The following is a 10335-nucleotide window of genomic DNA, read 5'->3' as shown; positions in this document are numbered from 1 at the left end:
AAACCGGCAACCGTTAATAGCGGTTCTAGGGTTCAAATCCCTATCCCTCCACCACCATTAGAAAGCCCGCTGAGAAATCAGCGGGCTTTGTTCTTATCTGCGATATACATAAATAAAAGGGGAAGGGCACTGACGTGCTCTTCCCTTTTTTGTATTTAAAACAATGACGACTAGTCCGCTAAATATTTCCCTTCTGCAACTTGCCAGAACGCTCGAATTAGAGGGTTATCTAGCTGTGCTCGCTTACAACATACGCCTAACTCAAATGGCTTGATAGGTTCTATCTTTAAGCGGCTAACTTTATCTCTTACTGGACTGTTGTTTATGACCACATCAGGTGCGATGCCAACTCCACATCCTAGTGCCACCATACTTACAATCGCCTCATGGCCAGAAACTTGCGCGTATATGTTGGGTTTTATCTTCATCTTTTTAAACCATGCATTGGCTCGTTCACGCGCTGTTCCTGCTTCTGGGATGATAAAGGGCACTTCATTCCAGTTTGGCTTATCGGATTGCAGTTGTTGGCTAAAGCTACTCACACCAGATGGAATGATGACTGACAGTGGAATATCGCTGATGGTTTCGAATTCTAACCTTGAAGGAAGGATGTCTGGCTTTGCTGAAATCGCGATATCCGCTTCATCGTTTAAGATCTTGTCGATGGATTGAGCTGGATCACCAGTAGAGAGCTTAAATTCAATATACGGATGAATAGCCCTAAATTCGGTTATGAGTTCAGGTAGGTGACTGTAGCTAGCCGTTACTGAACAAAATATACGGATCTCACCTTTAAGTTCTTGCTCTCCGCCCTTCAGGTGAAGGTTATATTGCTGCCACTCTCCCACGATGCTCAATGCTACAGGCAATAGGTGTTTTCCTGCTGGGGTAAGATCAACACTGCGGTTGTCTCTGATTAGCAGTTCTTGTCCTGTTTCCTCTTCAAGCTTTTGTATCTGACGGCTCAGCGCTGAAGGACTGACGTGCATAGCAGCTGCGGTTTTGCTGAAACTCTTGCTGTCGCATAAATGTATAAATAATTGTAGAGATTTTATGTTCATGTTCTGCGATCGTTTCCATGTTGCATTTATTGCAATAACTAATTGTGAATATATCACTTTCAGCAACGGAGTGTCTGTTTTAGTATGAAGTCATTCGATAGAGAGATATCGACCTTACGGACTTATTTTTAAAGGAGTGCCCTAGAATGGCTAACTATTTCAATACATTAAACCTTCGTGAACAACTAGACCAATTAGGTCGTTGCCGCTTTATGGATCGTGAAGAATTCGCGACAGAAGCTGAATACCTTGAAGGTAAGAAAATCGTAATTGTTGGTTGTGGTGCTCAAGGCCTAAACCAAGGTCTAAATATGCGTGATTCTGGTCTAGACGTATCTTACGCTCTACGCCAAGCGGCAATTGATGAAAAGCGTCAATCATTCAAAAATGCTGATGAAAACGGCTTTGTTGTGGGTAGCTACGAAACGCTAATCCCTCAAGCAGACCTAGTAATCAACCTTACTCCTGATAAGCAACACACAAACGTTGTTGAAACAGTAATGCCTCTAATGAAGCAAGGCGCTGCTCTTGGTTACTCTCACGGCTTCAACGTTGTGGAAGAAGGCATGCAATTACGTGCTGACCTTACTGTAGTAATGGTTGCACCTAAGTGTCCTGGCTCTGAAGTTCGCGAAGAGTACAAACGTGGCTTCGGTGTACCAACACTTATCGCTGTTCACCCAGAAAACGACCCTAAAGGCGAAGGTTGGGATATCGCTAAAGCTTGGGCTGCAGGTACTGGTGGTCACCGTGCAGGTTGCCTAGAGTCTTCTTTCGTAGCAGAAGTTAAATCTGACCTGATGGGTGAGCAAACTATCCTTTGTGGCATGCTACAAGCGGGTTCTATCGTATCTTACGAGAAGATGATTGCTGATGGCATCGAACCTGGCTACGCAGGCAAGCTTCTACAATACGGTTGGGAAACGATTACTGAAGCACTTAAGTTTGGTGGCGTAACTCACATGATGGATCGCCTATCTAACCCGGCTAAAGTTAAAGCGTTTGAGCTTTCTGAAGAGCTTAAAGACCTAATGCGTCCGCTTTACAACAAGCACATGGATGACATCATCTCTGGTCACTTCTCTAGCACAATGATGGCTGACTGGGCGAACGATGACGTGAACCTACTAGGCTGGCGTGAAGAGACAGGCGAAACTGCATTCGAAAACTACCCAGCTTCTGACGTAGAAATCTCAGAGCAAGAGTACTTCGACAACGGTATCCTAATGGTTGCTATGGTTCGTGCCGGTGTTGAGCTAGCATTCGAAGCTATGACGGCATCAGGCATCATTGATGAGTCTGCTTACTACGAATCTCTACATGAGCTTCCACTAATCGCAAACACAGTTGCTCGTAAGCGTCTTTACGAAATGAACGTTGTAATCTCTGATACTGCTGAGTACGGTAACTACCTATTCGCTAACGTAGCAACACCGCTACTACGTGAGAAGTTCATGCCTTCAGTAGCAACGGACGTCATCGGCCGTGGTCTAGGTGAGACATCTAACCAAGTTGATAACGCTAAGCTAATTGAAGTAAACGAAGCTATCCGTAACCACCCTGTAGAATACATTGGTGAAGAGCTACGTAGCTACATGAGCGACATGAAGCGTATCGCTGTTGGCGGTTAATCTTCCAGTTCATCACTGAATAAAAATAGCCCTGAACATTTGTTCGGGGCTTTTTTATGCTTGCAACTATTTTACCGGTGAAGGCTTGATAGATTGAGGAAAAAATAAAGGCTTACCCGAAGGTAAGCCTTTATTCGAACTTGAACTGATTGAAAAAAATGACTATTTGTCTGAAAGCTTTGCTTCTAGTTCAGCCAGTTTTTGTTCCATTTCAGTGAGCTTCTGGCGAGTGCGAAGCAGTACTTGTGTTTGAACATCAAACTCTTCACGGCTCACAACGTCTAGCTTGTTGAGTTGGCCTTGGATAACTTGGCGAACTTTTTGGTCTACGTCTGAACCAAGCTCTTTTACTGGTTGAGGCATAGAATCGTGGATCTGCTTAGCAATTTGCTCTAGTTTTTTTGGATCAAACATATCGATTAAAACTCCTGACTATTTATCACTATTCTATTTAATCACACTTGAGATGTCGCCTATCGCGTATAAAAAAAGGCCACCGAAGTAGCCTTTTTGATTGTTTTACGACTTAGCGATTACTTGTTATCTGCTAATTCTCTGTGTGCTGCTTTTGCTTCATCGACGCGAGCTAGTTTTTCTAGATCTTTGTCTTCCACAAATACAGGAAGAGGTTTGTGTTTTTCAGCTAGGTAGCTGTAAATCACTGGCAGTACAAATAGCGTAAAGATAGTACCAATCGCTAGACCAGCAACGATTACGATACCGATACTAAAGCGCTGAGCTGCACCTGCACCACTTGCGTACATCAGTGGGATTAGACCCGCGATCATCGCAGCTGTTGTCATCAGAATTGGACGAAGACGAACTTTTGCTGCTTCCATCACCGCTTCAATACGAGTCTTGTGGTGATGCAGTTGTTCTTCTTTTGCAACCTCACAGATTAATATACCGTGCTTGGTAATCAGGCCGACCAGCGTGATTAAACCTACTTGTGAGTAGATGTTCATCGTTGCCGCACCCCAAGCCAGAGCGATTAGGGCACCACAGATCGCCAGTGGAACAGATACCATGATAACCAATGGATCTTTCAGAGATTCGAATTGAATCGCTAGTACCAAGAAGATGATAGCCAGTGCTAGACCAAAGGTCGCGTAAAGTGCGCTACCTTCAGTTACGTATTGACGTGCTTCACCCATGTAATCGTGGTTGTAGCCACTTGGAAGCTTATTCGCCGCCGTGTCTTCAAACCATGCAATTGCATCACCCATTGCAGCGCCTGGAGCAGGTACTGCACCAATCGTAGCTGAGTTCAATTGGTTGAAGTGAGGAAGAGAGCGAGGCTCTGCCACAACATCAATCGTAATCAAACTGCCTAGTGGTACAGCATTACCGTCCGCAGCACGTACGTAGTAGTTATTCATCGATTCTGGGTTCAAACGGAATTTACGTTCAACCTGAGGGATAACCTCGTAAGAACGACCATTCAAGTCGATACGGTTTACGTAGCCATCTGACATCATGGTACCTAGCGTGATACCGATATCTTGCATGGTTACGCCGTATGCGCCCGCTTTATCCTTGTCGATGTGTACTTTCATCGTTGCTGAGTCGTAGTTTAGATCGAGATCCGAGTATACGAATAGTGGATTTGTCGCTACATCAGTCAAGATGTCAGTGGTAATTTGGAACAAGCTCTCAAAACTGTTTGGCGTTGTAATAACAAACTGAATTGGAAGACCTGAACCCGCACCTGGAAGCTCTGGCATTTGGAAGGCTGTTACTGCCATTCCAGGTACATCTTTCACCAAACCACCAACCCGGTTTGCTACCTCAGATTGGCTTGCTTCACGCTCACTCCAAGGAACCATAGATGCAATACCAAACGCTTGGTTTGCATTAGGAACACCTGTGAACACCTGCGCGTAAGCTACTTCTGGCTGATCAGACAGAATCTTGTTTACGTCGTTCATGGTATTTTGCATGAAGTCTAAGTTCGCATTAGATGGTGCCGTACCCATCAGCATGATTACACCTTTATCTTCTGAAGGTGCTAATTCACTAGGGATGAACTTAAACAGCATCGGCAAGCTTGCAAATACGATGATCGCAAAACCAATGAATACTGGGCGGTGGTTCATAACCGCGCCAAGCATACGCTCGTAACGGTTAGTCATGCCATCCAAAACGCTATGAACTTTCTGCTCAAATTTGCTCGGCTCAGCGTGAGCTTTTAGCATTTTTGAACACATCATTGGCGACAGCGTAAGTGCCACGATACCCGATACAAATACAGAACCGGCTAGGGTTAATGCGAACTCTTTAAATAGCGAGCCCGTGATACCGCCCATCATCGCGATTGGAGCGTATACCGCACCTAGCGTGAGTGTCATTGCGATAACAGGGACCGCAATTTCACGAGTACCGATGATCGCAGCGCGGAAAGGGGACTCCCCGAGCTTGATATGCCTGTCGACGTTCTCAAGTACTACGATCGCATCATCAACCACCAGACCGATGGCGAGTACCATTGCCAGTAGCGTCATCAGGTTCCAAGAGAAGCCCATTGCCTGCATTACCATTGCTACACCAATCAACGACAGTGGGATAGTAACTATAGGGATCAGTACCGCTCGGAATGAACCTAAGAACAATGTGATTACGATTAATACGATTAATGCCGCTTCAAGAATTGTCTTGATAACTTCTTGAATTGACTCGTTAATCGCAATGGTTGAATCGTACATTACGTTCATTGAGATGTTGCTTGGAAGGTTCTTCTCTAGCTGAGGAAGAAGCTCAAGTACATCTGCAGCGATGTTGATTGGGTTCGCACTTGGTGCCGCATTAATTGCTGCAACAACCGCCTCCTGACCGTTCGCACTTGCACGATAAACGTCGTGGCTTTTCTCTAGAGAAACCTTAGCGATGTCAGACAGACGGATAATCTCACCTTCACCACTTCTAACGACTAAGTTCTCTAACTCTTCAGTGTTTGATACTTGTGTATCGGCACTGCCGTTATAAAGAACGAATTCGCCAGTAGCTTGACCTGTCGCTGACTGGTAGTTGTTGGCATTCAATACCGACATAACATCAGTAGCAGTTAGGTTAACAGCTGCCATTTTTGATGGATCTAGCCATACGCGCAGTGCGTATTTCATACCACCATAAAGGTCGACTTTAGATACACCATTTACCGTGAATAGTTGCGGGTTGATTACACGCTCTAGGTAGTCGGTAATTTGGCTCGACACCAACTCATCACTGGTAAAACCAATGTAGAGTACAGCTGTCGTTGAACCGGTAGACATGGTTACGGTTGGATCTTCGGCTTCTTTAGGAAGCTGAGAACGCACCGAGTTAGTCTTGGCCAGTATGTCAGACAGCGCCGCATTCGGGTCGGTGTTCAACTTCATGTTCACGGTAATAGTAGAACTACCGAGCACAGAAGAAGAAGTCATATAGTCGATGTTATCCGCTTGAGCCACAGCCTGTTCGAGGGGCTGGGTGATAAAGCCTTGGATAAGATCGGCACTTGCACCGTAGTAACTCGTGGTTACGGTTACGACGGTATTCGTCATTTCAGGGTATTCACGCACCTGCATTTTGAAGATTGCTTGTAAGCCAAGCAGCGCAATCAAAAAGCTGATGGATACCGCTAGAACTGGACGTTTAATAAAAACATCAGTAAAGCGCATTGTGCCTCCAGTTACAGCTTAGGTGTTTCAGATGGTGGAGTGATTGCATCACTTTCAACAACCTTAACTTTGGCACCGTTACTTAGACGTACTTGGCCAGAAGTTACAACCGTATCGCCGGCTTTAACGCCTTCAAGGATGTGTGCAATATCAGCTGTACGTTCACCTACTTTTACAACATGTTGAGCAACACGTTGAACGCCGTCTTCTTCAGTCAGGATGTAAACATTGTCACCGTATAGAGTGAAAGTAATCGCTGTTTGAGGCAGAGTTACTTGGTTCTCTAATTTAGGCAGAATGATGTTAGCGCGAGCGAACATACCGCTACGAAGCTTGCCATCATTGTTTGGAATGTCTGCTTGAACTTGGATAAGACCACTTTGGATGCTTACAGCTGGTTCAATTGCACTGATAGATCCTTCAAACGGTGTCTCTGGGTAAGCATCAACAAAGATGTCGATAGCCTGACCAACATTGATACGAGAGATATCAGTTTGAGAAACTGTGAAGCGCAGGCGCATCACACTGGTATCTTCTAAACGAACGATATCTGTACCCGATTGTAGGTATTGGCCTAGGTATACGTTACGAATACCAACAGTACCGTCGAATGGCGCGCGAATTTCACGACGCTCGATCGATGCTTTTAGGCTTTCAATGTCAGCAGATAGAGAGAAGTAGTTCGCTTCTGCTTCATCGTACGCTTCTTTAGAGATAGAACCTTTCTTGAATAGACCTTGGTAACGCTTGTATTTTGCTTTCGCAGCAGGCAAACGAGCTTCAGAACTCTTTAGGTTTGCTTTCTCTACGTCAGAATCAAGACGCACCAGTTGCTGACCACTCTTAACATCAGTACCTGACTCGAAAGAGATTTGGTCAATAACACCGCTGGTCTCGTTCGCTAGTGTCACACCTTGGTTAGGTTCGATGAAGCCGATAGCTTCAATCACTGGAACCCAGTCGATCGGCTGAACTTCAGTTACCGTTACTGGAAACTCTGGTTCAGGGCGGTTGGCCATATACTCAGCAATTTTTTGTTGTTTGAACATGTTAAACCCAATAACGCTGCCGAAAAGTAGTACAGCGATGAGTAACATGAAGAAAGTCCACTTTTTCATTATGGTCAAAACTCCGATCTAGTGTTTAATTATTGCGTCCCAACTGGCTTCGATTGCAGATTCTAGTTCTGCCTCATCAAGTTGGTAAAATCCTAAAGAATGCTTGCGTGCTAGAGAAACACTAGCCGCCAAGCTCAATCCACCTAATACTTCATTGTTAAGTGGTTTAAACAATCCTTGTTCTTTGCCCTCATTAAATAGCAGCTCAACTTGGGCAAACATTTTACGTTCTAGTTCCCTGAAGTTTAGGCTATTTGTGATGGGTAGAGAGTCATACTGAACTCGATTTTTTATTGCGGCTAAATTCGTTCCTGCTAAGTTCCATATGTTCAACCACATAGTACGGTAGCGTTGTTTAATTGGATCCGAATCATTAACCCCTTCTTGAACAGCATCAGCTACTCTTTGAGTCACGAGCATTCGAACATCTTCTATCAAGTGCTCTTTATCATCGAAGTAGCGATAGATAGTGCCTGCAGCCACTCCCGCTTCTTTGGCTAATTTTTGCATTGAAAGGCCTTGGAAACCGACCTCTGCAATTAGCTTTTCAGCTGCAGAAAGTATTTGCTGGCGTTTATCCCGAGGTGCATGAGTTGTCATATTTCAACCACCAATGAATGAACGTTCATTCATTATAGCCTAATAACCACACACATGTGCAACAAAGTTTTACATACTCAGCGTAAAAATCTTGTATAAGAGAACGTAGCATTCGTGCTGTTGCAGCATTATTATAGGCGAGCAATTGAATTCGCCCCTCTAGACCAAACTGAGAATCAAATGAAACTGAACCCAAGACAAGATGAAGCCGTGAAATATGTTTCGGGCCCCTGCTTAGTATTAGCGGGCGCTGGATCCGGTAAAACACGTGTTATCACGAATAAGATCGCTTACTTGGTTCAAGAGTGTGGCTATAAGGCGCGTAATATTGCAGCGGTAACCTTTACCAATAAAGCGGCACGTGAGATGAAAGAGCGTGTTGGACAAACTCTGGGTAAAGGGGAAGCGAAAGGACTGATTGTTTCGACGTTTCACACCATGGGCCTAACTATTATTCGTCGCGAGTACAAAGCACTGGGCTTAAAAGCTGGCTTCTCTCTGTTTGATGACCAAGACCAGTTAGCTCTGTTAAAAGAGCTAACAGAGAGACAGATCGATGGCGATAAAGATTTATTGCGTGCATTGATGAGTGCGATTTCGAATTGGAAGAATGACATGCTGACGCCAGATCAGGCGAAGGCTCGAGCTCAAGGCGAACAAGAACAGCTTTTTGCATTCTGTTTTGAGATGTACCAGAAACAGATGAAGGCATACAACGCGCTCGATTTTGATGATTTGATTGCGATGCCGGTATTACTACTGAAAACTAATCAAGAGGTGCGTGAGCGCTGGCAGTCGCGTATCCGCTATTTACTGGTCGATGAATACCAAGATACCAATACCAGCCAATATGAGTTGGTTCGTTTACTGGTGGGAGAGCGTGGTCGTTTGACGGTCGTAGGTGACGATGACCAATCTATCTATTCATGGCGTGGTGCAAAACCGCAAAACTTGGTGCTGCTTGGTGAGGACTACCCGAACCTACGCTTGATCAAACTCGAGCAAAACTATCGCTCAACCAGTCGAATCTTACGTGCGGCGAACATCTTGATCGCCAACAACCCACACGTTTATGAAAAGTCACTGTTCTCAGAGATCCCAGACGGTGAAAAGCTCAAGGTACTGAATGCTAAGAATGAAGAGCATGAGGCCGAGCGTATTACCGGCGAGATCATCGCCCACAAGTTTTTGAACCGTACTGAATACAAAGATTACGCAGTGCTTTACCGTGGTAACCACCAATCACGCTTGATTGAAAAAGCGCTGATGCAGAACCGTGTGCCTTACAAGATCTCAGGCGGTACATCCTTTTTCGCCAGAGCAGAAATTAAAGACATCATGGCTTACCTACGTGTGTTGGTGAACCCTGATGATGACAACGCCTTCCTGCGTATTGTAAACACACCACGTCGTGAGATTGGCCCAGTTACGCTTGAAAAATTAGGCAGCTACGCCAACATGCGCGGTAAAAGCCTGTTTGAAGCCAGCTTCGAAATGGGCTTAGAGCAAACGCTGACGGGCCGTGGTTTGGAAAACCTGCGTCGTTTCAGCGATTGGATTGTTCGTATCTCGGATAATGCAGAGCGTGGTAATACAGTTGAGGCGGTTCGCTCTTTGGTTCGTGACATTAATTACGAAGATTGGCTCTACGAAACCTCTCCAAGCCCGAAAGCCGCTGAAATGCGAATGAAAAACGTGTCTGATCTCTATAGCTGGATTGTGGCCGATCTTGAGGGTGACAACTACGATAAAGAAGAGAAAACCCTGCGCGAGGTGGTTCAACGTTTAACGCTGCGCGATATGATGGAGCGTGGTGAGGATGATGACGATGCAGATCAAGTCCAATTAATGACATTGCATGCATCGAAAGGTCTAGAGTTTCCGTATGTATTCTTGATGGGGGCTGAAGAGGGCATCTTGCCACACCAAACCAGTGTTGATGAAGGTAATGTAGAAGAAGAGCGTCGTCTTATGTATGTAGGGATTACGCGAGCGCAGAAAGAGCTGACTTTTACTAAGTGTCGAGAACGTCGTCAGTATGGTGAATTGATTAAGCCAACACAAAGCCGCTTCCTTGACGAGTTGCCGCATGAGGATGTGGAGTGGGAAAGCGTTAAGAAACCACAATCCGCTGAAGAAAGAATGGAAAAAGGACAGGCACACATTGCTAATATTCGTGCGATGTTCAACAAAAAGTAGCGTCTGGTTCTGAAAGCATTAAATAGAGATAAATAAAAAGGTGACCATAGGGTCACCTTTTTTGAATCTG

Annotated in this window: 7 protein-coding genes; 2 read left to right on the top strand and 5 right to left on the bottom strand. The window is 45.0% G+C overall.

Annotated features, from left to right (window positions below):
- Positions 1-170: 170 nt before the first annotated feature.
- Positions 171-1061: an HTH-type transcriptional activator IlvY gene (gene ilvY / locus AB6E51_RS18185; protein ID WP_017061966.1), complete on the bottom strand. Its 891-nt coding sequence runs from the start codon at positions 1059-1061 to the stop codon at positions 171-173.
- Positions 1062-1207: 146 nt separating this feature from the next.
- Between ilvY and ilvC the strand changes: the two genes are divergently transcribed.
- Positions 1208-2692, top strand: a complete 1485-nt coding sequence (gene ilvC, locus AB6E51_RS18180) for a ketol-acid reductoisomerase (RefSeq protein ID WP_017061965.1) — start codon at positions 1208-1210, stop codon at positions 2690-2692.
- Between the two features lie 162 nt (positions 2693-2854).
- Here ilvC and ubiK read toward each other — a convergent pair whose 3' ends face one another.
- The 4 genes from ubiK to AB6E51_RS18160 all read right to left on the bottom strand — a co-directional run bounded on the left by ubiK (position 2855) and on the right by AB6E51_RS18160 (position 8066).
- Positions 2855-3106 (bottom strand): ubiquinone biosynthesis accessory factor UbiK, encoded by a 252-nt coding sequence (gene ubiK / locus AB6E51_RS18175; protein WP_017061964.1) that lies wholly within the window; start codon positions 3104-3106, stop codon positions 2855-2857.
- 119 nt (positions 3107-3225) lie between these two features.
- Positions 3226-6348, bottom strand: a complete 3123-nt coding sequence (locus AB6E51_RS18170) for a multidrug efflux RND transporter permease subunit (RefSeq protein WP_048661258.1) — start codon at positions 6346-6348, stop codon at positions 3226-3228.
- Between the two features lie 11 nt (positions 6349-6359).
- The gene (locus tag AB6E51_RS18165) at positions 6360-7466 is read right to left on the bottom strand and encodes an efflux RND transporter periplasmic adaptor subunit (RefSeq protein WP_065677334.1); all 1107 of its coding nucleotides are present in this window, start codon (positions 7464-7466) and stop codon (positions 6360-6362) included.
- Positions 7467-7484: 18 nt separating this feature from the next.
- On the bottom strand, positions 7485-8066 hold the full coding sequence (locus tag AB6E51_RS18160) for a TetR/AcrR family transcriptional regulator (RefSeq protein ID WP_017629442.1): 582 nt from the start codon (positions 8064-8066) through the stop codon (positions 7485-7487).
- Positions 8067-8246: 180 nt separating this feature from the next.
- Between AB6E51_RS18160 and rep the strand changes: the two genes are divergently transcribed.
- On the top strand, positions 8247-10265 hold the full coding sequence (gene rep / locus AB6E51_RS18155) for a DNA helicase Rep (protein WP_372058886.1): 2019 nt from the start codon (positions 8247-8249) through the stop codon (positions 10263-10265).
- The last annotated feature ends 70 nt before the right edge of the window (positions 10266-10335 follow it).

Origin of the sequence: Vibrio sp. 10N.247.311.47, assembly GCF_041467535.1 — a bacterium.
In the GTDB taxonomy this organism is placed as follows: Bacteria; Pseudomonadota; Gammaproteobacteria; order Enterobacterales; family Vibrionaceae; genus Vibrio; species Vibrio crassostreae_C.
Note: the sequence above shows the minus strand (reverse complement) of the source record. Positions and strands in the feature narration are given on the sequence as shown.